This is a genomic window from Sporosarcina sp. P2 (genome assembly GCF_002743255.1).
Lineage (GTDB): Bacteria > Bacillota > Bacilli > Bacillales_A > Planococcaceae > Sporosarcina.
In genome coordinates this window covers 114831-140223 of sequence record NZ_PDYY01000008.1, presented here as the reverse complement: position 1 = coordinate 140223, position 25393 = coordinate 114831, and the positions used below count along the sequence as shown (strand labels likewise).

Annotated in this window: 26 protein-coding genes and 1 riboswitch; of the genes, 7 read left to right on the top strand and 19 right to left on the bottom strand. The window is 40.1% G+C overall.

Annotated features, from left to right (window positions below; genetic code table 11):
* Positions 1-25 precede the first annotated feature (25 nt).
* Entirely contained in the window at positions 26-1237 is a 1212-nt protein-coding gene (locus tag CSV67_RS10235) for an MFS transporter (RefSeq protein WP_099631490.1), read from the bottom strand.
* A gap of 33 nt (positions 1238-1270) precedes the next feature.
* Complete coding sequence (locus CSV67_RS10230; RefSeq protein WP_099631489.1) at positions 1271-1750, bottom strand: PaaI family thioesterase; 480 nt, start codon at positions 1748-1750, stop codon at positions 1271-1273.
* Positions 1751-1917: 167 nt separating this feature from the next.
* Here CSV67_RS10230 and CSV67_RS10225 point away from each other — a divergent pair, with 167 nt between their 5' ends.
* Positions 1918-2370 (top strand): hypothetical protein, encoded by a 453-nt coding sequence (locus CSV67_RS10225; protein ID WP_099631488.1) that lies wholly within the window; start codon positions 1918-1920, stop codon positions 2368-2370.
* An 80-nt stretch (positions 2371-2450) separates the two neighbouring features.
* Positions 2451-4262 carry an oligoendopeptidase F gene (gene pepF / locus CSV67_RS10220; protein WP_199173167.1) on the top strand — a complete coding sequence of 604 codons (1812 nt, stop codon included), beginning with the start codon at positions 2451-2453 and terminating at the stop codon, positions 4260-4262.
* A gap of 54 nt (positions 4263-4316) precedes the next feature.
* Here the strand turns inward: pepF and CSV67_RS10215 are convergent, their stop codons facing one another.
* From CSV67_RS10215 to CSV67_RS10200, 4 genes are all read right to left on the bottom strand, one after another.
* Positions 4317-5333 (bottom strand): LLM class flavin-dependent oxidoreductase, encoded by a 1017-nt coding sequence (locus CSV67_RS10215; RefSeq protein WP_369803172.1) that lies wholly within the window; start codon positions 5331-5333, stop codon positions 4317-4319.
* A 5-nt stretch (positions 5334-5338) separates the two neighbouring features.
* Positions 5339-5698: a winged helix-turn-helix transcriptional regulator gene (locus CSV67_RS10210; RefSeq protein ID WP_099631486.1), complete on the bottom strand. Its 360-nt coding sequence runs from the start codon at positions 5696-5698 to the stop codon at positions 5339-5341.
* 153 nt (positions 5699-5851) lie between these two features.
* Positions 5852-6679 (bottom strand): bifunctional hydroxymethylpyrimidine kinase/phosphomethylpyrimidine kinase, encoded by an 828-nt coding sequence (thiD, locus tag CSV67_RS10205; RefSeq protein ID WP_099631485.1) that lies wholly within the window; start codon positions 6677-6679, stop codon positions 5852-5854.
* Positions 6680-6865: 186 nt separating this feature from the next.
* Positions 6866-8212 carry a dihydrolipoyl dehydrogenase family protein gene (locus tag CSV67_RS10200; RefSeq protein ID WP_099631484.1) on the bottom strand — a complete coding sequence of 449 codons (1347 nt, stop codon included), beginning with the start codon at positions 8210-8212 and terminating at the stop codon, positions 6866-6868.
* Positions 8213-8354: 142 nt separating this feature from the next.
* Here CSV67_RS10200 and CSV67_RS10195 point away from each other — a divergent pair, with 142 nt between their 5' ends.
* On the top strand, positions 8355-8870 hold the full coding sequence (locus CSV67_RS10195; RefSeq protein WP_099631483.1) for a cupin domain-containing protein: 516 nt from the start codon (positions 8355-8357) through the stop codon (positions 8868-8870).
* A 374-nt stretch (positions 8871-9244) separates the two neighbouring features.
* Here the strand turns inward: CSV67_RS10195 and CSV67_RS10190 are convergent, their stop codons facing one another.
* From CSV67_RS10190 to CSV67_RS10160, 7 genes are all read right to left on the bottom strand, one after another.
* The gene (locus tag CSV67_RS10190; RefSeq protein ID WP_099631482.1) at positions 9245-9625 is read right to left on the bottom strand and encodes a DUF3887 domain-containing protein; all 381 of its coding nucleotides are present in this window, start codon (positions 9623-9625) and stop codon (positions 9245-9247) included.
* Positions 9561-10217: a class I SAM-dependent methyltransferase gene (locus CSV67_RS10185; RefSeq protein ID WP_099631481.1), complete on the bottom strand. Its 657-nt coding sequence runs from the start codon at positions 10215-10217 to the stop codon at positions 9561-9563. The genes CSV67_RS10190 and CSV67_RS10185 overlap by 65 nt, the downstream gene beginning before the upstream one ends.
* A 267-nt stretch (positions 10218-10484) precedes the next feature.
* Positions 10485-10811 (bottom strand): monothiol bacilliredoxin BrxC family protein, encoded by a 327-nt coding sequence (locus CSV67_RS10180; RefSeq protein ID WP_099631480.1) that lies wholly within the window; start codon positions 10809-10811, stop codon positions 10485-10487.
* A gap of 164 nt (positions 10812-10975) precedes the next feature.
* Positions 10976-11197 (bottom strand): small, acid-soluble spore protein tlp, encoded by a 222-nt coding sequence (locus CSV67_RS10175; RefSeq protein WP_099631479.1) that lies wholly within the window; start codon positions 11195-11197, stop codon positions 10976-10978.
* Positions 11198-11282: 85 nt separating this feature from the next.
* The gene (locus tag CSV67_RS10170) at positions 11283-13295 is read right to left on the bottom strand and encodes an acyltransferase family protein (RefSeq protein WP_099631478.1); all 2013 of its coding nucleotides are present in this window, start codon (positions 13293-13295) and stop codon (positions 11283-11285) included.
* Positions 13296-13534: 239 nt separating this feature from the next.
* Positions 13535-16714 (bottom strand): hypothetical protein, encoded by a 3180-nt coding sequence (locus CSV67_RS10165; protein ID WP_099631477.1) that lies wholly within the window; start codon positions 16712-16714, stop codon positions 13535-13537.
* Positions 16715-17139: 425 nt separating this feature from the next.
* Complete coding sequence (locus tag CSV67_RS10160) at positions 17140-17667, bottom strand: D-glycero-alpha-D-manno-heptose-1,7-bisphosphate 7-phosphatase (protein ID WP_099631476.1); 528 nt, start codon at positions 17665-17667, stop codon at positions 17140-17142.
* A gap of 54 nt (positions 17668-17721) precedes the next feature.
* Here CSV67_RS10160 and CSV67_RS17075 point away from each other — a divergent pair, with 54 nt between their 5' ends.
* Positions 17722-18126, top strand: coding sequence for an MFS transporter (locus CSV67_RS17075; RefSeq protein WP_099631475.1), 405 nt, complete (start codon positions 17722-17724; stop codon positions 18124-18126).
* Between the two features lie 357 nt (positions 18127-18483).
* Here CSV67_RS17075 and CSV67_RS10145 read toward each other — a convergent pair whose 3' ends face one another.
* From CSV67_RS10145 to CSV67_RS10135, 3 genes are all read right to left on the bottom strand, one after another.
* A complete protein-coding gene (locus CSV67_RS10145; RefSeq protein WP_099631474.1) occupies positions 18484-18999 on the bottom strand; it encodes a QueT transporter family protein in 516 nt (171 codons plus the stop codon).
* A gap of 154 nt (positions 19000-19153) precedes the next feature.
* A complete protein-coding gene (locus CSV67_RS10140; protein WP_099631473.1) occupies positions 19154-19909 on the bottom strand; it encodes a 3-oxoacyl-ACP reductase in 756 nt (251 codons plus the stop codon).
* Positions 19910-19964: 55 nt separating this feature from the next.
* On the bottom strand, positions 19965-20186 hold the full coding sequence (locus CSV67_RS10135; protein ID WP_099631472.1) for a DUF2829 domain-containing protein: 222 nt from the start codon (positions 20184-20186) through the stop codon (positions 19965-19967).
* A gap of 191 nt (positions 20187-20377) precedes the next feature.
* Positions 20378-20477, top strand: a riboswitch (purine riboswitch).
* A 51-nt stretch (positions 20478-20528) separates the two neighbouring features.
* Here CSV67_RS10135 and CSV67_RS10130 point away from each other — a divergent pair.
* A complete protein-coding gene (locus tag CSV67_RS10130; protein WP_099631471.1) occupies positions 20529-21692 on the top strand; it encodes an MFS transporter in 1164 nt (387 codons plus the stop codon).
* Positions 21693-21738: 46 nt separating this feature from the next.
* Positions 21739-22074, top strand: coding sequence for a DUF3784 domain-containing protein (locus tag CSV67_RS10125; RefSeq protein ID WP_099631470.1), 336 nt, complete (start codon positions 21739-21741; stop codon positions 22072-22074).
* 15 nt (positions 22075-22089) lie between these two features.
* Here CSV67_RS10125 and CSV67_RS10120 read toward each other — a convergent pair whose 3' ends face one another.
* Positions 22090-22614, bottom strand: a complete 525-nt coding sequence (locus tag CSV67_RS10120) for a hypothetical protein (RefSeq protein ID WP_233192593.1) — start codon at positions 22612-22614, stop codon at positions 22090-22092.
* 83 nt (positions 22615-22697) lie between these two features.
* Here CSV67_RS10120 and CSV67_RS17005 point away from each other — a divergent pair, with 83 nt between their 5' ends.
* Positions 22698-22826: a hypothetical protein gene (locus CSV67_RS17005; protein ID WP_255397318.1), complete on the top strand. Its 129-nt coding sequence runs from the start codon at positions 22698-22700 to the stop codon at positions 22824-22826.
* Between the two features lie 56 nt (positions 22827-22882).
* On the opposite strand, the gene CSV67_RS10115 is transcribed toward CSV67_RS17005, so the two are convergent.
* Positions 22883-23260 carry a PH domain-containing protein gene (locus tag CSV67_RS10115; RefSeq protein WP_099631468.1) on the bottom strand — a complete coding sequence of 126 codons (378 nt, stop codon included), beginning with the start codon at positions 23258-23260 and terminating at the stop codon, positions 22883-22885.
* A gap of 224 nt (positions 23261-23484) precedes the next feature.
* Entirely contained in the window at positions 23485-25392 is a 1908-nt protein-coding gene (locus CSV67_RS10110) for a PTS fructose transporter subunit IIABC (protein ID WP_099631467.1), read from the bottom strand.
* Position 25393 lies beyond the last annotated feature (1 nt).

Here is a 25393-nt window from a genome sequence, read left to right as displayed (position 1 = left end):
CATGATGATAACACTAATAACCTGATTATGTAGCTGATGTAATCTTTTGATCACTAGGTAAAGCTAATCCGACTAGACCAATGAACGGCAAGAATGACGTGATGATCATCGTTTGATAAATACCGATCGAGTCGATAAGTGTTCCAATGGCAACTGCACCGATTGCCCCCATTCCGAACGCTAATCCTACTGTTAGTCCCGCCATGGTACCAATTTTGGAAGGTACGAGTTCTTGGGCATAGATTACCGTGACGGAAAAACTAAGCATAATAAAGAATCCGATTGCTAATAATAATAAAATGATTCCAGGTACAGGTGCATACGGCAGCAACAAACTAAGTGGTAAAGGCACAATAAGCGATAAGACGATCACTTTTTTTCGTCCTATTCTGTCAGCCATGGGTCCACCGAAAAATGTCCCGACAGCACCCAGGGCCAAGAATAAGAAAATGTACAACTGGCCATGCTGAATCGTCATGCCATAGTATTCTATCAAATAGAAAATATAGAAGCTCGTAATATTCGTCACATAGAATGAACGCGCAAATATAATAATCATTAATAAAGTCAGCGCGATCGTGATTTGTCTTTTTGACAAACTTTCCAATGTCGTTAATAATACTTTCTTCCGCGTACCTAAACGCTCTTCATTCAGCTGTTTCTTATACCAGATCGAGATTCGAGTTAGTAAAGCAATCCCAGCAGCAGCTACTAATACAAAAACAGCTGCTCCTATTTGACCGAGAGGAACGAGGACGAAAGCGCTGATCAAAGGTGCGAGTGCTTGTCCCGAGTTACCTCCTACTTGATAGATAGACTGTGAAAGTCCACGCTTGTCTCCCGCCGCCAAAAATGACACGCGAGAACCTTCAGGGTGAAAAATGGCTGACCCCAATCCTAGCAGCATAACAGATACAATGATCAGCCAATAGCTTGGTGCTAATGCTAGCCCTACCATTCCAATTAAAGAACATGTCATGCCAATCGGCAACGCAAATGGCTTGGGTTTGCGATCACTTAAATATCCTACAACTGGTTGAAGTATAGAAGCTACAATATTTAGAGCAAAAACAATATACCCTAATTGTTTATAACTAAATTGATATTCTTTTTCCAGAATTGGCAACATAGCTGGAATCACTGCCTGTAGCGTGTCGTTAAATAAATGACAGACCGCAATCGCAATCATGATGGGAAATACCGGATTCGCTACGGCAGTTTGTGAAAATTTACTCATACTTTCTGTTCACACCTCATCTAGTTGTCTATTTTACTTGGTGAATGTAGTAGGCATTACAACTCCAATCACTTCCCCAGAAGCGCATAATTCATCCTCAGCGTAAATTTCTATAGCTACTTTCCACTTCTTCGGATGAATTTCCGTAACGTTTCCAATCGCTTTCAATACTTTTCCTTGAGGAGTCGGTTTACTGTAGGTAATCTGCAAGGAAGCTGTCACAAAACGCGGCGGTACAGTCCCGTCACTAGGTTCATGACCGTTCTTTCGATGTAGGGCAAGTGCACAAGATCCTGTGCCGTGGCAATCCATAAATGAAGCAAGAAATCCACCATACACAAATCCCGGAATTGCCGTATATTTTTCAGGTGGTAATGAATACGTAACGGTTTGCTCTCCTTCCCAACCAGTTCGGAAATGGTTCCCTTCCTCGTTGAGCCGTCCGCAACCATAACACCATGAAAAGGCATCCGCATAATTATCCTGAATAGCATGTGTCACATATTCTTTCATATTGATCGCCTCCCTTTCAGATGAATACCCTCTATTATACATTCTGAATATTAAAATATCGACCTAAAACAAAATATCGTTTAGAGTATGGACAGTTCTATGCGTATCTTCTTGATTACATTCATATACTAGTGAGAAACGATACTTTATGGAAGGAGGGGGATCGTATGAAGATACGTGGAGTTATCTTGGCATTATTAGTGGCTGGAGGATTTTATGTCATGATTCAGTCAATCGACGAAGCTGCCTCCCATCCCTTTGAGCGATTGCAAGAACATCAACTGAACGGTTTATCTCCCTATTCATTCATTACTTTTCGGCAACCTGGTCTGCAAAACCAGCAAGCCGTTACGTGGCGAGTAGATCAAGGTGAAGAAGTTGACCGCCTACTTCAATTTCTCCAAACATATGATTATGAGCGGATAGATCCGGATACATTACAATTGTTTGATGACCAACCGCTCTTCACAATCGATCTACACGATGAAGAAGGAAATCGTATGACTATATTGATTGAGGAAGGGATATTAATCCACAATGACCGTCTGTATTATAAGGTTGTCAATGGCCCCTTACAGGTTGATTGGCTAACGGAATTTATACTTTCCAATAAACCATAATTTTGTACTGTGAACATTCATTGTATTATACTGTTATTTAATTCGACAACCGAATAATCGATTTGAAGGAGAGATTCACATTGGTGAAAAGCTTACCTAAACGTGCACAAGTTAACGAACAAGAAACCTGGAATTTACAAACCTTATTTGAAAATGAACAGGACTACGAGAACGCAGTAAAAGATACTGAAACGGAAGCAACTGCTTTTCTGAAAAACTATAAAGGTACGATTATAGATTCAACTTCAGCTATTCAAGCGTTGGATGCCTATCGTAGCTTACAAGAGAAACTGGTCAAGATCGCTAGTTATGCTGAGCTGACGGCAAGTGTTGATTTAACAAATGATGCTGCCCAAATGAGAGAGAGCAGATTTGGTTCAATCGCTGCCAAAATCGGTAGTCAAACTTCATTCATGATGAGTGAATTGACTGCGCTTTCCGAGGAGACTTTACAACAAGCAAGTAAACAGTCTCGGGAGTATGCAACTGTATTCGATAAAATCATTCGGGAAAAACCGCATCAATTACATCCTGAAGTGGAGAAGACACTCGCTGCATTCTCTGCTTCTTTCCAAGCACCCTATTCGATGTATAATACAACGAAAATGGCAGATATCGACTTCCCTGACTTCATTACAGATGGAAAAACCTATCCACTGAGCTATGTTTCATTTGAAGGTAAATGGGAGTCTGAACCAAAAACATCGGTTAGACGTGCAGCGTTTCAAACATTCAGCGATACGTTGCGTAAATATCAACACACAACAGCCAAAACATATGACATGCATGTACAAATGGAGAAAACGATCTCTGACTTACGTGGGTATGACTCCGTTATTGACTATTTATTGATGGAACAAGATGTAGATCGTTCTATGTACAATCGCCAAATCGATGTGATTATGGAAGAACTCGCACCACATATGCGAAAGTACGCAAAACTTCTTCAGAAAATATATAGTCTCGACGAAATAACGTTCGCGGACTTAAAAATGCCAATCGATCCGTTATATGAGCCTTCCATTACAGTGGAGGAGTCGAAGAAATATATGAATGATGCGCTTGCTGTTATGGGCGATCACTATCTTGACATGGTGAACCGTGCCTATTCGGAACGCTGGATTGATTTTGCTCAAAATGAAGGTAAATCAACAGGTGCATTTTGTGCAAGTCCTTATGGTCAAGGCTCATTTATCTTGATTTCTTGGACAGGTAGCATGGAAGATGTCTTTGTCTTAGCGCATGAATTAGGTCATGCCGGACATTTCAACTATGCCCATGAGGCGCAAAACCTGTTCAATTCGGAATCGTCACTGTACTTCATTGAAGCGCCTTCTACGATGAATGAGATGCTGATGGCCAATCACTTATTGAAAAATTCCGCTGACCCTAAATTTAAGCGTTGGGTACTATCTTCCATCGTCGCACGAACGTATTACCATAACTTCGTGACGCATTTACTTGAAGCAGAGTTCCAGCGCAAAGTGTACGAACGAGTAGATGCAGGTGGCCATGTCAATGCGACTATTTTAAACGATTTGAAGCGCGGTGTACTCGAAGAATTCTGGGGCGATAGCGTGAAGATGAATGATGGCGCAGAATTGACATGGATGCGTCAACCACACTATTACATGGGCTTATATCCATACACATATAGTGCTGGATTAACCATTTCTACTGAAATGGCAAAACGCGTATTGAACGAAGGAAAACCAGCCGTTGAAGATTGGCTCAATACTCTTCGCGCAGGTGGTTCAAAAAAACCAGCCGCTCTCGCGAAAATGGCAGGAATCGATATCACAACAGACAAACCGTTGCGTGATACGATCTCCTATATCGGTGAGCTAATCGATGAAATTGAAAGACTGACTGAAGAGATTGATACACAGTAAGAACAAAAAACATCCGCCAAGCAGTTTCTTCCTGCAAGGCGGATGCTTTTTCTTTTACTTCATTATTTCACTTAGGATTTCATATGAACGAAGTCGCTCTTCATGATTAAAGATTCCTGAACTGATGATCAGCTCATCTGCTTTCGTCATTTCCACGAACTCTTCTAGCTCCCGTTTCACGGTTTCTGGACTTCCAATGATGACAGACGGTGCTTGGCTTTGCTGTGCAACCGCTTCTTGCTCAAATGGTGACCATGCCGCATGAATATCTTCAATTGGAGGAGTAAATTGCGTCATCTTACCTTGTCGGATATTTAGAAACTGCTGCTGCATGGATGTAGCTAAGTATTGTGCCTTTTCATCCGTATCCGCTGCAATTAAATTAACTCCCATCATTACATAGGGCTTCTGAAGATCTTTCGACGGTCGGAAACTTTGATGATAAATTTGCAGAGCCTGCATCATAAACTGCGGTGCAAAGTGACTGGCGAACGAAAACGGTAAGCCGAGTTCCGCAGATAACTGCGCACTAAAGCCGCTTGAACCAAGCAACCAAATCGGAACGTCCTGTCCTGCTCCAGGAAATGCTCGAACACGATCAGTCGGATTGCCCGCAAAATACATACGTAATTCTTCTAGTTGTTGTGGGAAATCTTCTCCACCGCTTTGTAATGTCCGGCGAAGTGCATACGCTGTCGCCTGGTCACTTCCAGGTGCACGGCCTAGCCCTAAGTCAATACGACCTGGATACATAGCATCGAGTGTACCGAACTGTTCCGCAATAACTAGCGGTGCGTGGTTTGGCAACATGACACCGCCAGAGCCCACTCGAATATCTTTCGTCATCTGCGCTACATGTCCAATGATGATAGATGTCGCGGAACTCGCAACACCGGGCATATTATGATGCTCCGCCAGCCAGTAGCGATTGAAACCCCAATCTTCTGCATGCTGTGCAAGATCTACACTATTCTTAAATGACTGACCCGCATGACTTCCTTCATTGATCATTGCTAAGTCTAATATCGATAACGGAATTCCGCTAAAATGTTTTGCCTGTTCTCTTATCAATGCATTCACTCCTCATAACAACAACCATTTTTCTTTACCCACTCAAAAATGGCCTGAATAATGTCTTCCAATTCTTTCCCTTTCGGCGTAAGTTCGTACTCGACTTTTCTGATCTTTGGATCGGACTGATTTTTAATGACCAAGCCATGTGCTTCTAAATCACGCAATCTCTCCGTTAAAAGACGATCTGATATCCCTTCGATCTCCGACGATAATTCAAAGAACCTTTTCGGTCCGTCTAATAAATGATAAATGATAATTCCCATCCAACGCTTACCGATAAACTCGATCGTGTTGTGGAAACTATCGCAACTTTTTTGACCTTTAGGATTTACTGATTGAACAAACTCTTCATTTTTCTTCATTAGCAAAACCCCAATCCTCTACTTTTTTTACTTTATCATACCTAAGTTTGATAAACAAGCTTACTAATAGTAACCTTATAAAGAACTCACTTTTAGTAGGTTACGCAAAAGAGGATGTCTTAGGAGTGTTACTCCTTCTAAGACATCCTTTCTTCATGCTTGCTCAATAGTTACTTTACAGCTCACTTCATCGTACTTACCATACGCCGCGTGATAGATTGGCCCCACACCTTGTTTGAAGGTCAATGAACGTCGAATGCCTGCTGTGATGAACTTCTTCGCTTCCACCACGGCATCTTGTACCGTTTGTCCTTTTGCCAAGCCTGCCGCGATAGCAGCAGAGTAACTACAACCCGCACCATTCGTATTCAACGTGTCCATTCTGGGAGCTTCAAGTAGATAAAACTGTTCACCATCATACAGCACATCTACTGCCGGCCCTTCCAATCTTCCACCTTTCACTAATACGAACTTCGGTCCAAATTCAAACAAACGACGTGCAGCTTCCTTTAAATCCCCTACAGATCTCAAGTCCATACCGCCCAATAAGTAAGATGCTTCAGGCATGTTCGGCGTAATGACTGTCGCAAGAGGAATCAATTGCTTTTGCATCGCCTCCATTGCATCGTCTTTCAATAACGCAGAGCCCATCTTTCCGATCATCACGGGATCTACTACAATATTTTGAACGTCAGACTGCTGAATCCATTTCGTTACGTTGACAATAATTTCTTTTGTAAACAACATGCCAGTCTTCATGGCATCGATACCGATATCTTCTTCTATCGTCACCAATTGCGCTTCAATCGCTTCCCAAGACTGAGGGTATATACCTTGTCCAGTACGTGGATTTCTTGCAACAATCGCTGTGACCGCTGTGGTGCCAAACACATCAAATTCTTGGAATGTTTTCAAATCTGCTTGGATTCCTGCTCCCCCACGTGCAGCGGAACCGGCGATAGTTAATGCTCGCTTGATCATCGTCTCTTTTCCTCCTATTTACTATGTACTTCATCGGATTCTTTACACTATAATAGCCTCATTCTTCAGGATAACGTAGCGAGGTTTGAAGAGTCAATTTCATAGTAGTGTACAGAATACTCTCCTTTTTACTAGTAACTAAAAACTCTCTATCCACTTACAGGATAGAGAGTTGCAATGATTTTTTTACACCATATAAGAAATATCGGAAGCTATCGTTGGATACGCGAATGGCATTTTCTTTAATTCTATAAGAGGAATTTGGAATCGAATAGCCATCGCAAATAGATTAATCAGTTCATCGGCTCCACCACCCAAGAAATGAGCACCAAGTACGACGTCTTTCTCTTGGTCGATAATTACTTTAAATGCCGCGGCCCCTTGATTTGTCTGTTTATATGTGAACCACTCGGTGATATCTTGTGATTTTACATATATTTTTAAACCGGAGTTTTTTGCCTCTTGTTCGCTCATTCCAACGGATGATAATTTAGGAACGGTGTATACAACAGATGGAATGACTGGATAATCTGCCGTTTTGTTATTCCCTTTTAGAAGATTAGAAACGACAACATGTGATTCAGTTGTTGCGACGGGTGTCAATGGAGGCGCGTCACTTGAAGCGACATCTCCAGCTGCATATACATGTGGATTACTTACGCTTTGCATGTATTCATTGACACATACGCCTTGCTTATCACGCTGTACATTTCCTTTTTCCAAATCAATATCCAATGCCGGTGTGCGTCCTGCTCCATGTACAACGAGATCCGCTTTCCATTCTACTTGGCGATCCTCTTGTTCCCCTTTGACCACAAATGAATGGCCACATTTTTCAATTCCATTTACTGGTGTGTTCAACTGCACATGAACACCCATTTCTTCCGTACGTTTAATCAGCATTTTCACTAAATCTTGCTCAAAATTCTTTAGGGCGTTTTCACTTCTATGCAAAATATGCACTTCTGAGCCTGCCCTCGCGGCAAGATGCGCGAATTCGAATGAAATAAATCCGCCACCTATAAAGATAATCTTTTTTGGTAGTGACTCCAATTCCATGAAGTCATCACTGTGCGTCAAATATTCTTCACCTTCGATACCCATTTTTATAGGTTCTGCACCTGAAGCAATTAAAATATATTTCCCTTTCAATACCTCCGAGCAGACTTTCAATTCGTTTTCACTTTGGAAGACTGCCTTGCCATGATACATATCAATTCCTAATTTCTCAAATTTCTCTTCGGTATCTTCAGGTATCGACTGAGTAAATGTGCGTTTGAATTCCATTAATGTAGGCCAATCGATTTTGCTGTCTCCTTCAATCCCTTTTCCTTGCATCCGCTCATTCCAATCAATCAGTTCAGCAGCCTCTACCAATACTTTCTTCGGATCGCACCCCCGTTGAGAACATGTCCCACCCAATGGTCGATCATCGATAATTGCGACACTCCAGCCTTCTTTCCTACATTTTGTTGCTGTAATGGAACCTGCACTGCCTGTTCCAATCACAAGTAAATCATATTCTTTGACCATACTTTATCTCCTCCACCTATTCTTGCTCATTCTATATCCATTACCCTTTATTGACCTTTATCACACTTGGAGACCAGTATACAATTCAATTCACGTTACGTTCCTACGTACATACTATATAACAGCAAACAGGAAAGGTCGGATGAAAATGATTTCAAATAATCCCGATTACGCAGCGGATTTGAATATTAGTCCCTTTTTCAAGAAAAATGAAAAGAACTTTATTAATATTCTAAGCAACAAGCAACTAAACACATTGGATGATTTGTCGATGTTGGATATCTTCCTCAGTAAAGATCACATCATTGAACCTCATTATCATCCAAATGCTTCCGAGCTGACCTACTGCGTTTCAGGCTCTGCTACTATTTCTATTATGAATATTGACACGAAACTTTTTCAACATTATACGATTAAAGTAGGTCAAGTCGTTAATATTCCTCAAGGATGGTGGCATTACCAAATTGCACATACCGATGATACGCATCTGCAAGGTATATTTAACGCAAATACTCCAGAGGTCGTCTTAGGTTCCGATATTCTGACTGCTACACCAACTGACGTTTTTGCCTACTCGTATGGAATAAATGAACAACAATGGGCAACCGCTGTGAATGATATTTCCCCTACGCAATTAATAGGCCCACCAACAGAGTAAGCATTTACAAAAGCGACGGTAGCATTCCGTCGCCTATCCCTTCATCATTCCACTGGTTCTTTCCAAGTAGACATACCTTCCGAAACATTGATCACTTTGTACCTTTTTTCATACAAAACCCGCATCTTTTGTTGCTTCTTTTAACTGATCCGTATAAGAAAGTAATGCAGAGCTTTCTCATTTTCTAGCTCATCAATCTCCATCTCTTTTAACCAGACAATCATTAGACGTTTTAAGTTATTCTATGCATATCGCAAAGCTTATTAATAAATATCAATAGAATTTTTAATTTACACCCTTCATCCTTGGCACCATGAAAGAGAAAAACCCTAACTAGAAGTGACCCATTTCCGTTAGAGCTTCAATTATTGTACTTATTTCACGAAAAATCCTGCGACTCGTTGCTGTTCATCCAATGTAATAGTGTATACTCTATTGTCCTCTATGTATTTCGCAGCAATTGTTGCAACAAAGTATTGCTCTTTTTTGGTAACAGACTCTTTTTCAAAACTGACGAAATCGCCGGATTCCTTTACAATATCGGCTACTTCTTGTAATTGCTCTACAGATAACGCATCTTTCATCGTTGCATCAAACATTGTACGCATTTCATCAAATTTCTCTTCGTTGAATAGCGTAATCGCCTCTTTCGATTTCTTAATATACTCTTTAGCAGCAGATTCGTCGACCTTATTTTTCCCGCATGCAGCGAGTAGGAAAACCGTTGCCAAGGCTAGTATAATTAGTTTTTTCATGCTCTAACTTCCTTCCGATGATAGATAAAAACAAGCCTCCATAGAGTGGTTCAATCTCTTCTACACATATACCTGAATTGATGATAAGTGAAAGAGTGTTTCGGTTTAATTGGCAGCCATCGCAAACCTTTTCCCATATCGGATTTATTAGATCTTGTGCTTTAGCAAAGCCCGGCTGCTCGAGTTTGACGTGTTCGAAAAATAATAGAGTCGCATTCGGCTTGCTAACACGTTGAATTTCTTTTAATGCGCGTAGTGGATTAGGTATTGTACAAAATACTAAAGTCGAGATTACCGTGTCAAATGTATGATCGGCAAATGGTAATGATTCTGCACTTGCCTCATATAAAGTAATGGGAACATGTGCATTCCGTCCTCTTCTCGTAGCTCTGCGACTCATCTCCGGATTCGGTTCGATTGCTGTTACATGTTTTGCCTGCCGATAATATGGAAAATTTATACCAGTACCTGAGCCGATCTCTAATACATTTCCTTGTGCATTACGGATTAATTCTGTTCGAACCTTTTTAAATCGAGTTACTTCTAGTGGCTTCATGGCTATGTCATATATTCTCGGGAACACATTTCCCATTTTAGAAACTCCCTTTACTATTTTCTATTACTAACTGTTCCATTACAGTAATCTGAATACCTGACTATATAGCAGTCCTATATATCACAGGTATGTTCATCGTACAGCTAGCACTCGGTCTGTCGATGTTCTTGTTCAAATTTGTGTGTGGGGTGGCGGCAGTACATTTGCGATTTCCATTCTACTATTTATCGTCCATGTATGTAAAAATGTCCATGCACGTTTCCATATGCCCTAGGAAAGACTCATCCAAAATTTTTCCGTATCTTAGACATACTCTTGTATGGCATCCAATACTATCTGTTCTTTGATTTGATAATGAGTGGCTTGCCAAATAGCTCGCTGATCTTTTAAAATCAAAAGTTGTGGAATTTCGTGAGGAACACCTAGATCTGATTCAATAGCCGTTGAAAGCTTTTTACTCACCTGTGTAATAACGATGTAAATAGGCAATTCCGTACGAAGTCCATCCAATTCTTTTTTAGCTGCCAAACTACTAATAGATGTCATGCTTGATTTAAACAACAGAAATGGTTGCTCATCTGACTTTTCAAGTAATTCCCGCCACTCGTCGATCTTTTTTATTCGTTTCACTTTATATTCTCTCCTTGTATACAAAAATCTTGAAATATATTAGATCCTTCTATTCTATACAGCGCACTGAACTGATTCCTCTTTTTTGCTTATATATCCCTCATTCAACAGCAAAAACCCTCACTTCTATAAGTGAGGGCCAACCTTTTTTCGTAGCAAATTATTTATAAATAACCATTGATCCGTGACTTGTCTTCTTCAATAATTTCTTCTTTTAAATCCTCGATACTTTCTGCCCTACGTTCATTTTTCTTCTTAATCTGTTCGAACTCCTTGCCCTCCGCAAACTTCATCGCATCTTCTGCTGCCTCCATATTACTGATTGTCTTCTTCAGTCGTACTTTGTTATCAGCAGAATCATTCGGTTTCGGATAGTTTTTCGCCATCATATACACTCCTTTTTGAAGTTTTCTTTCTATATAATAGCTTTCCCGTATCTAAATGAACTATACAACGTTCAAGTCAAACCAATCACTCATCATTGCGTATGTTTTTACCTAAGCTATCAAATGCTTGCTGCAACGGTACTTTTAATGCGGGTGCTAACGTTTTTGCATATTGTGCAGTAATATGGTTATCATCCCGATAGACAATGATATTTCCGATAACAGGATAACAAGTTGTCTCATCACAAAATGAGTCTGTTAAGTCTGCAAAAAACACATTCGATGGAATTCCTTCTGTCACTTTCCACGGAGTTTCCTTTGCAATAGCTTGATCTCTTGGTACTGAACAGTCCAATGGATCCTCTGACTGTTCAAGGCAGACTGGAATGTTTTCTTGCATACGTGGATTATCCCGTATCGCAAAAATGGTAGTAATGCCTTCAAGCTTTTTCCACTGATTAATAAATCCTCGAGGTACTTTTGGATGTTTATTCACTGTCGCTGTTGTGAAAACCAAATCAGGTGGATCTTCTAGTAACGTATCAATTAAATTGCTATTCCAAGGAATACAAGCTTTCGTTAAGTGTCCTTTAGGATCTTCGTTAGTAAATCGGCAACCATCATGACTATATAAATCGATTTTAAAATTCATTTCTTCCGCCAATTCTATTAAAGCCGGGAACCAATGACCTGAATGCGAACCACCAACGAGCGCTAACGTGAAGTCAAAGTCCTTCAATACACCATAAGAACATTTTCTAACTTCAGTTAGGTTTGCTGACTGGCATTCCAAATCATTGTAAAATGCCGGAAGATCTGTTTTGATTTCTGAAGGTGCTGGGATCAGGTCTGTATAAGAGACGGTTTTCATATCATACTCTTCTGATTGAGCACCAGGGTACTCTTGTTCATCGACAATATTCGAACTAGCGGTTGCCACTTCAATATAAGCCGAAATAGAAAATATTGAACTACATGCAAGTACTAACATAGAAGACAATACGACAAGTAGTTTCACTTTCTTATGATTTCGATCTATTTTTTGAACAGGTTTTTCTAATAACTTAGTAGAAATTATGGACAACACAAAGGTCGCCATCAATAGTAAAATCCCATCTTCTATAGGCACGGTTTCTGTTTTCATATAAGATCGATAGAAAATCAGCAACGGCCAATGCCATAAATACACACCATATGTAAGACTACCGAGATAGATCAGAGGCTTTGTCGCTAAAAATCGATTGACACCATATATCGTTATACTTTCAGAGGCGATTAATATAAGTATTACTCCGCTAATAGGAATCAAAGCCAAATATCCAGGAAACACAGTAGATACTGGGAACAAAAATCCAGTAAATCCAATAATCGCAAGGCCTAGCCACCCTAAAATCACACTCCATCTTTTATTGAAAAACAGGTATGGCGATAGTAAAGCAAAAATTCCACCGATACTAAATTCCCATATCCTCGTAAATGTATTGAAGTATGCAAAAGGCTGGTTGACATCTGTTTGATAGACGGAAAAAGCAAGTGAACCTATACATACTATGATAAGCGAACCGAGTAAGGTCTTATATACAGGTGTTTTCAAAAGCTTTCTTGCAATATAATAAATAGATGCTAGCAAAATAGGCCAGATGAGATAAAATTGACCTTGCACACTGAGTGACCAAAAATGTTGAAACGGACTAGGTAAATTATCTTGCGCCAAATAGTCGACAGAATCTAATGCTAACCGCCAGTTTTCAAAATAAAACGTGGAAGCTATCATATGCCTGATGATTTCTCCCCATTCGAACTTCGGCAAAAGAATCACTGCAAAAATTCCTGTGAATATTAACACTACTGTAGCTTGAGGTAATAGCCTTCTCGTTAAACTCAGAAAATATTCGACAAAATTCACTGATCCCGTTCGTTCTATTCGCGTGATAATGGATAACGTCATCAAATAGCCTGAAATAACGAAGAACACATCGATTCCACCAGACACCCTACCAAACCATATATGATAAATGGCGATCAATAACGTTGCGACCGTCCGTACCCCTTCTATTTCGGGTCTAAATCTTTTAGTAGGTAATTTTAGATCCGACATAATTTCCTCCATTAATATGCTGTTTTAAATTTAAATGCATTCCATACTATATCATAAAACTATGGAAACGTTCATTTATTTTCAGTTCATATTATGTAATTTTGATAAGTAATAATGTAGGTGTTTTAAATATTTCAATTAAAAATACTTACATCTTCCTGGTAATCAAATTTCACTATACGAAAAAGAACAGAAGACCACATATGGACTTCTGTTCTTTATTTATATGAATCTTTCCATCACTTCGCTTTAAATGCATCTTGCAAATAATAATAAGATTTCTTCAATCGTTCTTCATACATCGGAACTTGCCAATTATCCCATGTATAACTTTTCATTGAATCCAACTTCATGTCATGAAGCGCAGGAAATGACTCTAGTACTTTGCCATCTTTTGATGTTAATACCGCTCCAATAAATAGTTCCTCAATGTGAATGCTTGTTTTGGTACCATCCGCCAACAGATTCTCGATAAACTCTTTTGTACTTGGATCTTTTGCCTGTAACAACATCCATGGAATACGTAGCTCCAGCATGCCATCACGCATATGATAATCTGCTAACGAGTCATAATCAGTCGCATCGGGATCTCCATTTCCTTCCCGAAGTTTTCCGGTTTCATAGGAACTGAATGGAATCGTGCGTTTTTCATTTGCGACAAAATATTCTTTATTTAACGCATACTGCATAGGAATCAATTGATTCGTTCGATTTTTCATTTCTTTTTTCGGAATATATCCTACATCTTTACCGTAATCATGGTGGAACAGATCATAATGAGGATCAATCAACATTCGTGATTTGGCACCGTTAATTTTAGCAATGAACTCCAGTCCATTAGTAAATTGTATACCCTCTATTCTACTAGCGCGTGTAATTCCACGTCCTGGTATCGTGTCAAAGAGAATATTTACGACGTCCGTTGCACCTATTTTGGATTCATCATAATCTATCCGAATGTACAAAAAGGTCTCGTCATGATCTACATACATTTTCTCAAGCGTACCTTGCTTGTTCTTGTACATCGGTTCTCTTGTCCATTCCTCTTCATATCCTGCCACTTTTATTTTCAACGGATCAAAGCTCAGCAGACCGAATTTTTGTTCATTCGTTTGTGTGTTAGACCAGTAAGGACGACGATCTGGATTATCATATTCTGCTGTGTTCCATGTTCGTTTAAACCACTCATCTTGCCATGAAAACACTAGTCCACCCATTAAATTTTCATGCAATATATCTTCATATAAATGCGTCAATATTTCACCTTGTTGGTCTTCCGATATAAAACCTTGGTTCCAACCAAATGGATTTTCATGTGCTTTTCCTCTCGAGGCAGGAATCCCAAATTCTGAAATCAGAATCGGTATTCGATGTGCTTCATGTAAATCTTTTAAATAGCCAGCGTAGTTATTCTTCTGGCCTCTGAAATCAATAAATTCATGATATTTTTTCTCGTAGTTCAAAAAATCTGGATAATATGGATATACATGATATGAAGCAAATTGACCCGCCTTATCCATCTCGCCTTTAGTGTAGAGTAGATTTGGATTAACGGATACGAGATCTTCCTGACTAGATGAAACGGAAGGGTGTGTCAACATATCTGTTGTAACCCAGTTGACGAAGCTCATCGGTCGAATTTGCTGGTAGTTACTCACTTCATGCGAGACTAGGATATCCATTTGTTCCGCCAGCCAATATTCAAATGCAGCAGCACCTTTTGTTTCAAAATACTTTCCATTATATTCTCCTAAATCAGGATATAACTTATTCGTGTTTTCCACCATGAATGGATACCATTCGATTCCAATCATCCATGCTGTGACCCATTGGGAAATATCCGCATCGTACACACCAGATGCATGACCAGGACGTGGCGGTACAGTAGCATTTCCGTGAATGACATCGACAAGTTGAACCATTTCATTTTGGAAGTCTTTCAAATTCTCTTTTTCAAAAGCATCCAAGGATTCTTCCAGTTTTTCTTCATTAATCCATACACCATGCATGACATATATAGGTGTATCGTGTACATCGTTATACGCTTTTAATGCGTGATAAAAGTCAGGTGGATGAAGCGTGTAGACGCGTATAGTATTGGCGTTCATCTCGCCAATAGCTTCGAACCATCTGTAATATTCTTCTTCTGTGATAGCAGCTTCTCCAGGAAATGCTCCCGGTTTCCCCATTCCAATATTTACACCTTTCACGCTCATCGGAGTCCATTTCCCTTCTGAAAGAACCTCCAAATACTTTCCATTCATTCGTGATGTCATCTGTACTCCGTCATGCTTCGATTCTTTAACATCCTTTGCCTCCACCTGACCGAACTTTGCTAGGACCCCTTGCATCATAGGTACATAAGCTGACCAGAAGAATGTTTTCTCAGGGGATCTTTGAATCGTTGCATAGACTTTTGCTATTCCTTTTACTTGATATATAGAAGGGACATTTTCCACACTGCTGAAATCGCCAGAAAAATACATGCTCTCCGAAACACCGGATGTGTGACGAATCACTGCATCGAATTGAGTAGGGATTCCTTTTTCATCTAACAGCTTTTTTCCTTTTCCAGTAAGATTCCACTCATACACCGCTAATGATTCACCTTGCTCCGCTGTAACGATATCGAACCAGGAATGAAAGCGATGCGAACCTGTGACGTTTAATCGTTCCGTACCGATGTCCGTAAATGTGAGCTGAATACCTTCGTTTGAAAATTCTTCACTTTTTTTCAATGCAAGAACTTCCCCTGTAGTATTATTCATTAACAGAAAACCAGGCCCACTATATGTCCACTCTGCTAATTGTTCGGAAAGAATGCTTTGCAACTCTGCATTTTTTTGTGGATCAAGTTCTTCCATATAACGACCTTGCCAACCAGAAAACTTTAATCCCATTCGATCTTCAACATGTGTACGTACTTTTTCTGAAGTGGGGGCAGAAAACGAATTATACTCCGCTATAAACAACGAAGGCTTTTTTGAATTAAGTCTTTTCACTATTCGTTGCCATTCTACTTCTTGTAGTCCGCCATGATCATCCTCGTAGGCTGCAAGCACAGGATCTTTCGTTTCTACTGTACGTTCATCGATACTGTCTGTATTTGCCAAGTAAATGATATCTTTCTCCACATAATCTTGTGGTAATGGATTCAACTCTGAAATACCCTTTCCTTCTACTGCTGTGAATCCGCCATAATAGTCCCGCGCAGGATCAAATGGTTTGTTATGCGAAGCTTTTACTTTTGCATAATTCAATACCCAACTAACCCCAAGATGTTTTGTATGTAAATTTTCCACTGCTGATTTATCTATAATGGCTACTTTCATCGGTTGATTGTCTTTCAAAAACCATAATCCTACAGGTACAATGAGTAAAAATATCAAAATCATCACAATCACTATTAACCTCTTCATACGCAGCCCCCGTCCACTAGTACACATGTATTCTATTGTCTCTAAAGTAGTTCTAATCAATTATGTACTTTGTACAAAAACAAGAGTAATTAGCACCACCTTTTTATCATTTCCAACAATTATAGCATATTATAATACTTTATCACTAGTACTTTTCAATAGAGTGATCATAACAAATGCTTGAACGTTGACGCAGAATTTATCTATGCTGATGTGTGAATAAGGCAATGATGCAAGCAAATGAAATGCCCCAAATGTCTATATCTTTGGGGCATTTACTACCAGTATCAGGAGTTAGTGCAATCGAAGTCAGTTGGATCTTGAAGTGATTGGGTAGATTATACTGGGATTCATCCCTCTACCAATTGACTGAATAAACATGTGAAGCGGTATCTACTAGTGATGAAGTATCCCCCCTTTACTATTCACTTTTTCATATCGTCGATAATCCAAGGAACCGCATGAAGCAGATCGGGATATACTGCATCGGCTAGTGGATCTGTTGTGCCTAGGAAGACGGTTTTAGTACCTGCTCTCTTTCCCGCAATAATGTCTGTATCTGTATCGCCTATCATATATGACGCGGACAAGTTTACGTCATATCTCATAGCGAGATTTTCTATTAGTTTACTGTGCGGCTTTCGGCAATCACAACCAGACTTCGGCTTATGCGGACAATAAGCGACTTCGTCAACTACCGCACCTTCCTTTGCGAGCTCTGCTATCATATGATCATGAATGGATTTCAATGTAGATTCTTTCATGTAACCAAGACCGACACCGCCTTGATTTGTTACAACAAATATATAATCAAACCATTGATTCAATTGTTTAATCGCCTCTGCTACTCCCGGCAAAAAATATAATTGGCTAGGTTCATTCACAAATTTCACTCGATTCGTTAACACTTCATTAATCACACCATCTCGATCTAGAAATACAGCTTTTTTCATGTTGGCTTTCCCCCTCAAGAAATGGTCGTATTACCTTCATATTGTCCCCATTACATGTTTTTAAACGTAGTGTACTGGCTCCATGCAAATATTTTGATTTCATTAATTGTCGGAGCAATTTCACTTACATATTTAGCTATATTGAACACCGTAAGAATGTTGGGCATTGCGATGATTATGATGGCCTCCACTACACTAGGTCTAAATCAGCTACCGAATCATTTGATTTCTCATGGTACAGCAATAAATAATACATTCCGACAAATTTCAGGATCTCTTGGAACTGCCGCACTTGTTACAGTCATGATCACATCCGATCTAGATAACGGAACAGCTGCTGGACAAATCCATGGCGTTAACACGGATTTCCTAGTTTCAGGTTGTATATCCATTGTCGGTCTACTATTGGCACTTATGATTAAGAATCCACAACAACAGAATAGGAAAGCATCAGAATAATTATATGAAAAGGATGTCTCAAGAAGTGATATTGCTTCTCGAAACATCCTTTTACATAGTTCTAGATCTAGATTACAACTTGAATACCTGCGTTTTTTATCTAAATGAATGTATAGCCGACTAGACATTTTGTAAAGTTTATTATACCTCTGTACTAGACGAGCTGATGAGTTACGTGATCAAAAATCGAGTAAAAGAATTGCGTGCACGAATGGATATAACACAAGGAACATTTGCAGGACAAGTAGGAGTCACACGACTAACGATTGTGGCATTAGAAAAAGGTAGTTATACTAAGCATATTTTGAGTAAAATAGAAAAAGAGCATATTCACAAAATCTGCGAATATGCTCTCTTTTATTTGGACAAATCTATTTTTTTATTCAACGTATATATAATAACTCCGCCAATTGTCATAGATAATAACTCACCGATTCCCGCTGTCAGCCAAGTAGCCCAAAATGGGAAACCAAGCAAAATTGTCAATTGAGCAGCAATTGCGCACATAGACAATGCAAACACAATAGCAGTGATCACCATTTTCACGATATCATTTTTAATTTTCTTTGTCAGCGCACGACATATTAATAATGCGATTAACGTAGCCATAGAGCCAATCGGCACATCCAATATCCAAGTGGGTGACATGAAGTTTGCGAACATGACACCTAGCGTGACACCGATCACGTATCGTTTATTATACAAAGCCAGATAATTGAACATCTCTGACAAACGCAGTTGGATTGCGCCAAAACTGATAACTGCAAACACGAACGTCACCGCCACATACAAGGCTGCGACAAGAGCTGTTTTGGTCAGTTCATTCACCGTACTCTTACTCTTAGGTGAATCTTTTACATAAGACATACTCATTTTATTTTCTCCTTTATGAAACAGCCTAATTGCTATTCCAGTAATAACTACGACCAAAGGAAGAAAGAGCCTATCGCTCGATCAAAAGTGTCGTAGTGCAAACAGAATTTGCTTGCTTCGGTATTATAACAGAGTTCCCTATAATACAAAAGCTTTATTTTGCTGTCCATCCTCCATCAATCGGAACAACCGTCCCATGAATATAATCAGCCGCTGAACTAGATAAGTATAAAGTTAAGCTCGCGACTTCACTCGGCTGTGCCCAGCGCCCCGCAGGTGTTTCTTCTGCTACCCACTTTGCCATTTTACCGTCTCCTGCGAAATCCGCTTGGTTCATCGGCGTCTGAATGGCGCCCGGTGCAATCGCGTTCGCACGAATTCCCTCACGGCAGTAATCCATGTCCAATTGCTTTGTATAACCGATAATGGCATGTTTTGATGCCGTATAGGCTGCCCCGCCACCACCGGCTACAAGACCTGCAATGGATGCCATATTGACAATGATACCTGACTTGCGCGCGATCATATGTGGCAATATTTCATTCGTCATAAAATATGTACCTTTAATATTCGTATCCATGATTTTATCCCATAATGCTTCGTCAGTATCCAAAGTTTTCGCAAAACCGTCCAGTACACCTGCTGTGTTTAATAAAATGTCTATTTTACCAAATACTTTACATGCTTCCTTCACCACATGTGCTACATCATTCTTTACACTGACACTGCCAATCGTATAGGCAAACTGTAACGGATACTCTTGTTGTAATTTCGGGAGACCCCCTTCATTTATATCAAACGCAAAAACCTTCGCTCCGTTTTCCAAAAATGCTATAGCTTGTGCTTGACCAATACCTGAAGCTGCACCAGTCACTAGAACTGTCTTCCCTGTAAATTCTTCAAATTTCATAATATCCTCCTATGTAAAAAAGCCCATGATGGCTCATGGGCTTCGATTCATTGTATTATTTTACGATTACCCAATCTTCCGCAAGCAAGTCACAAACAGTTGGTGTGAACATGGTGTATCCTTCACCCGTAACGTCAATCACGAAATAAGGATTTAACTTCTTGCCGTCCTGTTCGCTCTCTCCTACTAGTTTCACATATAACTCTGCTCCACCCCAGTTGCTACGGATTACTTTCTCTCCAGCTTTCAAACGTGGCAATATTTCTTCAAATGTCATGTATATCCATCCTTTATCACTGTAATAATTCGGACAAGTTTATCGGGAAAAGTATACTTGATTATAATCATTTTTACAACTTGAGACCATTGCAACTATCCTATTGAGCAGAATGAATGTACCTTTTACTTTAGATTACTAACTGTCTAACTTGCCATATCTCACATTCCATGATAAATTGAACAATAGAAAATTTCATTACGGAATCAACATGTATAACCTCGATAATATGGTTCGAGGGTCTCTACCAGGAACCGTTAAATCCTGATTACAAAATCATTTTTGTAATCGGGATTTTTCTATTCAAAAAACTGTGTTGAGACACTAGTAGGAGGAATTGTTTTGGATTTACGTGTTTTATTATTGGCAGTGTCCGCTATTACTGTTGGGCTAGTAGAATTGGTGGTCGGTGGGATTTTGCCCGTCATTGCTGATGATTTAAATGTTTCAATTGCAACAGCCGGACAACTAATTACAGTATTCGCTCTCGTGTACGCGGTAGCAGGACCTGTGTTATTATCACTAACCGCGAAAGTAGAGCGCAAGAAATTATATTTACTCACGCTTTTTGTATTTTTATTAGGAAACATTCTGACATATTTTAGTCCAACGTTCGGTTTAATGATGGCAGCCCGTGTTTTAACAGCTGCAAGTGCGGCACTCGTCATTGTGCTGTCGCTAACGATTACAGCGCGTATGGTCGAGCCTAGGGTCCGGGCAAAGTCACTTGGCTATATTTATATGGGAATCAGTTCTTCACTTGTGCTCGGTGTACCGATTGGGATTGTTATAACAAATGCTTTTGGATGGCGAACTGTATTCCTAGGCATTTCACTTTTGACAGTCGGTTCAATTGTATTGATTTCCAAGTTTCTAGAGAAGATTCCTACTGGCGAAGTACAGCCTCTTTCCGTTCAAATTAAAGCATTGGCGAATAAAAAGATTTTCTTTGCTCATATGGCAACGATGTTCATGCTCGCAGGTCATTACACCGTGTATGCATATTTTACACCGTTCCTAGAGACCACGATGCAATTGAGTCCATATTGGATTAGTGTATTCTACTTCTTATTTGGACTAGCGGCTGTAGCAGGTGGAGCATTTGGCGGCGGACTGGCAACCCGTCTTGGTTCCAAGAAAAGTATTTTACTCATTCTTGGTGCATTTGCGATTAGTTTATTCGTCCTGCCTTACTCTACATTCTCGATTCCACTATTCATCATCTTCATGATGGTTTGGGGCGGATTGAGCTGGGCGTTGGCACCAGCACAACAGGATTACATTATTCAAAGTGATCCGGTTACTTCTGATGTACACCAGAGTTTCAATAACTCGGCCTTGCAAGTCGGAATCGCGCTTGGTTCTGGTGTCGGTGGCATCGTGTACAGCCAGACGGGCACGGTGACGAATATGCCCGCTGTTGGTGGCGTACTTGTCATCATCGCATTCATCTGTGCAGCTATCTCGTTATCGATGACTAGAAAGACTCGTCAGGCTACCGGTTAATCAGGTAGAATAGAGTGAACTCGTTACAGAGTTCACTCTATTTTTTATGAAACGAGGGATGATTATGGTCGGCTTGCTACTGGATATCGTCATTCTACTTGCATTTATTGTGTACGGTATCGCACTTTGGCAAGGGAAAGGTGCATCACTGCTTTCGGGCTACAATACGATGCCAATGGAGAAAAAGATGCAGATCAATGAACGTACGTTATGCAAATTCATGGCAAAGATTATGTTCTCTTTAAGTTTTTGTGTCGGTTTGTTCGCAGTTAGTGAACTGCTCGAGAATGATCTATATTTCATAGTGGGGCTATCACTTTTCGTGGCAGTACTCGGCTTTGCATTGATTTATGTGAACACTGGAAATCGATTTAAAAAATAAAATGAAGCGCTTTTTCTAACGTTTTGACACCTCACCAATTTGCTCCATCATGTCCAGTACACTTTTTAGGAATGCGTCGATTTCACCCATATGTTCTTCAGTTAATTTTGGTTTGAAATGAATATTGATCCGGTTCATGAAACCTGGTTCTGTTTGTTCATGGCGGAAGCTGAGCGTTTGTGTATAACTGACATCGTTTTCCCATACGTTACGAAGAATACACGCAATCTCTTCACATTCTTTATCTACATCTTGAATACATGTGCGGACGAGCAATGTAAGCAGGCAGCCTGGATCCGTGCCTTTAATTTCAAGTATTTCATCCGCCAAATCCTTGAGTGAGGAATGTAACGTAAGATCGACGAGGACAGTCGGAAAGCCAACTTTTGAAAAACGAATGGTACACTCCCTAGCCATCATCGCTAAATCCAATTGATCACTACGATGTAAAATATGGACTGCTTGTTCCAAGTTGTCCAAGTCATACAGATGATTCTCAAATGCAACTTTTAAGTTTTCAAATACGGTTGGATCGTACATGTCATGGCCTCCTAATTTCTCGTATGTATAGGTTGAAACGATTTAGCCACTATAGATGTAAACTAGGAAAGGAAGGTATGTAGATGACAAATAAAGACGCGACGCTTGCGGAATTGAGCACCGATGATTTACATGCGCTGAATCGCTTGGAAGATAAATTAGGTGTGACACTTATTGCGTATGAAAACGTTACATCACCAAAAATGAAGTAAGGATGAAGTGGCACTTTCTATTACAGAAAGTACCGCTTCATTAAGTGTAATGTAGTTTAAACACAAACCGTTGCTAATATTTTTTGAATATTATAAATAGCTTTATCTTTTCTAAACTGCTTTTCAATATGTGGAGTCAGTGAGCTTGATATCCAGATTTTCAATTCTGCATCCATATCAAATGTACCCGCAGTTTCTACACTATAATGGGAGATGCTTTTAAATGGCACCGAATGGTATTCCACTTTCTTTCCTGTGATTCCTTGCTTATCAACTAGTATTAATCGCGTTTTCGTAAATACAATTAAATCGCGCACTATCTTAAACGCAGCTTCCACTTCTTCACCTTCCGCCAGGATCAATTCCAGTTCTTTCTCCACTTCTTCATTGTTTACGACAGAAGCATTCCCTAAGAGTCCATCAAACAATCCCATGTAGCTATTCCCCTTTTCGATAGTGTTTTGTCCTCAACGTTCCCACATAGTTAAAAATTCCTTCATACTTTATATTGTAAAATTTCCCCGACCCATACAAATATATGCATCTTACATAGTTTACCATGTTGCGGTAAGATTGGATATAAAGAGTAAAAAGCTGGCCACGCTATGTCAACTAATGACATAGCGCGGCCAGCCGTTACTAGTTATATCATTTGATATCAAACAGGCTTCTTTCGTAACAAGCCGGCAATTAGGCCTGTAATGACCGAACCAATAATTATTGCGGATGCATACAGTAGAATCTTACTGATTCCACCTTCAACGAGTCCCATGACAAAGATTCCTCCGTGAGGTGCACGTAAAGCGATATCAAATGCCATCGTTAATGCACCTGCAGTCGCAGCCCCAACTACTGAAGCCGGAATAACTCGCAATGGATCAGCAGCGGCAAACGGAATGACACCTTCCGTTATGAAGCATGCCCCGAGCACATACGCCGTTTTCCCTGCTTCACGCTCAGTCTTTGTATAGCGATTTTTAAATAATGTAGTCGCGATCGCCATACCAAGCGGTGGCACCATTCCGCCAGCCATTACTGCAGCGATAAATTGGAAGTTCTGTGCGTCAAGCATGGCAATTCCAAATGTGTATGCCGCTTTATTGACCGGACCTCCCATATCGACAGCCATCATTCCTCCGATGACTAACCCTACCAAAATTTGATTCGTACCGCCCATCCCTTCAAGGAAAGCGGAAAATCCTGTGTATAGCTTGGCCAATTGTGGATTGATAAGCAACATAATTAATCCTGTCGCTGCAATACTAAAAACGGGATAAAATAGCACGGGTTTTAATCCCTCTAGTGAATTAGGTAAACGAGCAAATAGTTTCTTAACGAGTAAAGTAATATACCCTGCTAAAAACCCTGCAATAAGACCGCCTAAAAATCCTGAACCACCGCCTACTCCATCTACGCCTGAAACGGTGATGGCTATCAGACCCCCGATCATACCGGGAGCAAAACCAGGACGATCGGCTATGCTTGAGGCTATGAAGCCAGCCAATACAGGGACCATAAGGAAGAATGCTTTTCCGCCACCAATAGTATTAAGCATAGCAGCAAAGGCATTGTATTCAGGACTGTCTGGATTAGAAGATTCGATTCCCCAGAAGAAAGAGAGCGCTATCAAAATTCCTCCACCAACGACGAACGGAAGCATATTTGATACACCATTCATCAAATGTTTATAAAATCCATTCTTCTTGTCACTCGATGAGGTATCTTCCTGACCTTTTTCTAGCTGATAAATCGGTGCATCTTTTTTAATCGCTCTGTCGAGTAATGTATCCGTTTCATAGATAGCATCTCCAACTTTCGTCTGGATCACATGTTTCCCAGCGAATCGTGCCATCTCCACTTTCGTATCTGCTGCCACAATAATGGCATCCGCTTCTGCTATTTCTGCATCCGTTAATCTATTCTTCACACCCGATGAACCGTTTGTTTCTACCTTTAATGAAAGACCACGTTCTTTTGCTCTCTCATTCAATTTTTCGGCAGCCATATACGTATGCGCTATTCCAGTCGGACAAGCCGTAACCGCTAGCAAACGTACCGCTGATTTCTCTTCTTGCTTGGTTTGTACATCTTCTGTTACCTCTTCATCTAACTCCGACTCTTTATCATTAACCGCTTGCAATACGTCCGCTGCTGTTTGTGCAGACAATATTTTATCGCGAAATGAAGTATCCATCAAAAATGTCGCTAATCTAGACAGTGCATCTAAATGGTCGTCGTTCGCCCCTTCACTCGCTGCAATCATGAAAAACAAATGTGCCGGTTGGCTATCGAGCGAATCAAAGTCCACACCTTCTAAAGAACGGCCAAATGCGATAGCAGGCGTCTGAACAGCAGCTGACTTCGCGTGTGGAATAGCGATTCCTTCACCAATACCCGTTGTGCTCTGACTTTCGCGATGCAGAATATCATTCGTGAACTGTTCTTTGTCACGTAACTTCCCTGCATCATATAACTGCTGAATCATTTCGGACAAAACCGTATCCTTCGATCTAGATTGTAAATGAAGGTTGATTGTATCCTCTGTCAATAACTGTGTGATTTTCATA

Coding starts and splice junctions, on each gene's coding strand:
- CSV67_RS10235 (WP_099631490.1), bottom strand. CDS start 1,237: ATGAGTAAATTTTCACAAACTGCCGTAGCGAATCCGGTATTTCCCATC.
- CSV67_RS10230 (WP_099631489.1), bottom strand. CDS start 1,750: ATGAAAGAATATGTGACACATGCTATTCAGGATAATTATGCGGATGCC.
- CSV67_RS10225 (WP_099631488.1), top strand. CDS start 1,918: ATGAAGATACGTGGAGTTATCTTGGCATTATTAGTGGCTGGAGGATTT.
- CSV67_RS10210 (WP_099631486.1), bottom strand. CDS start 5,698: ATGAAGAAAAATGAAGAGTTTGTTCAATCAGTAAATCCTAAAGGTCAA.
- thiD (WP_099631485.1), bottom strand. CDS start 6,679: ATGATCAAGCGAGCATTAACTATCGCCGGTTCCGCTGCACGTGGGGGA.
- CSV67_RS10200 (WP_099631484.1), bottom strand. CDS start 8,212: ATGGTCAAAGAATATGATTTACTTGTGATTGGAACAGGCAGTGCAGGT.
- CSV67_RS10195 (WP_099631483.1), top strand. CDS start 8,355: ATGAAAATGATTTCAAATAATCCCGATTACGCAGCGGATTTGAATATT.
- CSV67_RS10190 (WP_099631482.1), bottom strand. CDS start 9,625: ATGAAAAAACTAATTATACTAGCCTTGGCAACGGTTTTCCTACTCGCT.
- CSV67_RS10185 (WP_099631481.1), bottom strand. CDS start 10,217: ATGGGAAATGTGTTCCCGAGAATATATGACATAGCCATGAAGCCACTA.
- CSV67_RS10175 (WP_099631479.1), bottom strand. CDS start 11,197: ATGGCGAAAAACTATCCGAAACCGAATGATTCTGCTGATAACAAAGTA.
- CSV67_RS10170 (WP_099631478.1), bottom strand. CDS start 13,295: ATGTCGGATCTAAAATTACCTACTAAAAGATTTAGACCCGAAATAGAA.
- CSV67_RS10165 (WP_099631477.1), bottom strand. CDS start 16,714: ATGAAGAGGTTAATAGTGATTGTGATGATTTTGATATTTTTACTCATT.
- CSV67_RS10160 (WP_099631476.1), bottom strand. CDS start 17,667: ATGAAAAAAGCTGTATTTCTAGATCGAGATGGTGTGATTAATGAAGTG.
- CSV67_RS17075 (WP_099631475.1), top strand. CDS start 17,722: ATGTTTTTAAACGTAGTGTACTGGCTCCATGCAAATATTTTGATTTCA.
- CSV67_RS10145 (WP_099631474.1), bottom strand. CDS start 18,999: ATGAGTATGTCTTATGTAAAAGATTCACCTAAGAGTAAGAGTACGGTG.
- CSV67_RS10140 (WP_099631473.1), bottom strand. CDS start 19,909: ATGAAATTTGAAGAATTTACAGGGAAGACAGTTCTAGTGACTGGTGCA.
- CSV67_RS10135 (WP_099631472.1), bottom strand. CDS start 20,186: ATGACATTTGAAGAAATATTGCCACGTTTGAAAGCTGGAGAGAAAGTA.
- CSV67_RS10125 (WP_099631470.1), top strand. CDS start 21,739: ATGAAACGAGGGATGATTATGGTCGGCTTGCTACTGGATATCGTCATT.
- CSV67_RS10120 (WP_233192593.1), bottom strand. CDS start 22,614: ATGTACGATCCAACCGTATTTGAAAACTTAAAAGTTGCATTTGAGAAT.
- CSV67_RS17005 (WP_255397318.1), top strand. CDS start 22,698: ATGACAAATAAAGACGCGACGCTTGCGGAATTGAGCACCGATGATTTA.
- CSV67_RS10115 (WP_099631468.1), bottom strand. CDS start 23,260: ATGGGATTGTTTGATGGACTCTTAGGGAATGCTTCTGTCGTAAACAAT.
- CSV67_RS10110 (WP_099631467.1), bottom strand. CDS start 25,392: ATGAAAATCACACAGTTATTGACAGAGGATACAATCAACCTTCATTTA.